Source organism: Pseudomonas sp. GV047, assembly GCF_003058245.1.
Classification (GTDB): Bacteria; Pseudomonadota; Gammaproteobacteria; order Pseudomonadales; family Pseudomonadaceae; genus Aquipseudomonas; species Aquipseudomonas marginalis.
The window spans coordinates 1-1,223 of the sequence record NZ_QCWA01000038.1 but is presented as its reverse complement, the minus strand read 5'-3'; the positions used below and the strand labels follow the sequence as shown (position 1 = coordinate 1,223).

At 64.4% G+C, this 1,223-nt stretch carries 1 protein-coding gene; it reads left to right on the top strand.

The features are described from left to right. Positions 1–1,223 (top strand): ATP-binding cassette domain-containing protein (locus tag C8K58_RS32175; protein ID WP_108574932.1); only part of this gene is annotated, 1,223 nt, incomplete at both ends.

Below are 1,223 nucleotides of genomic sequence, written 5' to 3'. Positions count from 1 at the left end.
ACCTTTCCCGGGGTCAAGGCGCTGGACGGCATCAGCTTCACCGCCCACCCGGGGCAGGTACACGCCCTGATGGGCGAGAACGGTGCCGGTAAGTCGACGCTGCTGAAGATCCTCGGCGGCGCCTATATTCCCAGCAGCGGCAGCGTGCAGATCGGCGCGCAGACCATGGCGTTCAAATGCGCCGCCGACAGCATCGCAAGCGGCGTCGCGGTGATCCACCAGGAGCTGCATCTGGTGCCGGAAATGACCGTCGCCGAAAACCTGTTCCTCGGGCATTTGCCCTCGCGCTTCGGCGTGGTCAACCGGGGCCTGCTGCGCAAGCAGGCCCTGGCTTGCCTCAAGGGCCTGGCGGATGAAATCGACCCCGAGGAAAAACTCGGGCGCCTGTCCCTGGGCCAGCGCCAACTGGTGGAAATCGCCAAGGCGCTGTCCCGTGGCGCCCATGTGATTGCCTTCGACGAACCCACCAGCAGCCTGTCGGCGCGGGAGATCGACCGCTTGATGGCGATCATCGCGCGCCTGCGGGACGAGGGCAAAGTGGTGCTCTACGTGTCGCACCGCATGGAAGAAGTGTTCCGCATCTGCAACGCGGTGACGGTGTTCAAGGACGGCCGCTACGTGCGCACCTTCGATGACATGAGCGCGCTGACCCACGACCAGTTGGTGACCTGCATGGTCGGCCGCGACATCCAGGACATCTACGACTACCGCCCGCGCGAGCACGGCGAGGTGGCGCTCAAGGTCGACGGTTTGTTGGGCCCGGGTTTGCGTGAGCCGGTCAGTTTTGAGGTACGCAAGGGCGAGATTCTCGGCCTGTTCGGCTTGGTCGGGGCAGGGCGCACGGAGCTGTTCCGTTTGCTCAGCGGCTTGGAGCGCGCCAGCGCCGGCAGCCTGGAGCTCTGCGGTGAAGCACTGACACTGCGCTCACCGCGTGATGCCATCGCCGCCGGTGTACTGCTGTGCCCGGAAGACCGCAAGAAGGAAGGCATCATTCCGCTGTCCAGCGTCGCCGAGAACATCAATATCAGCGCCCGTGGCGCCCACTCTTCGTTCGGCTGGTTACTGCGCGATGGCTGGGAGAAGGGCAATGCCGACCAGCAGATCAAGGCGATGAAGGTTAAAACCCCGACCGCCGCGCAAAAGATCATGTACCTGTCCGGCGGCAACCAGCAGAAAGCCATTCTCGGCCGCTGGCTGTCGATGCCGATGAAGGTGCTGCTGCT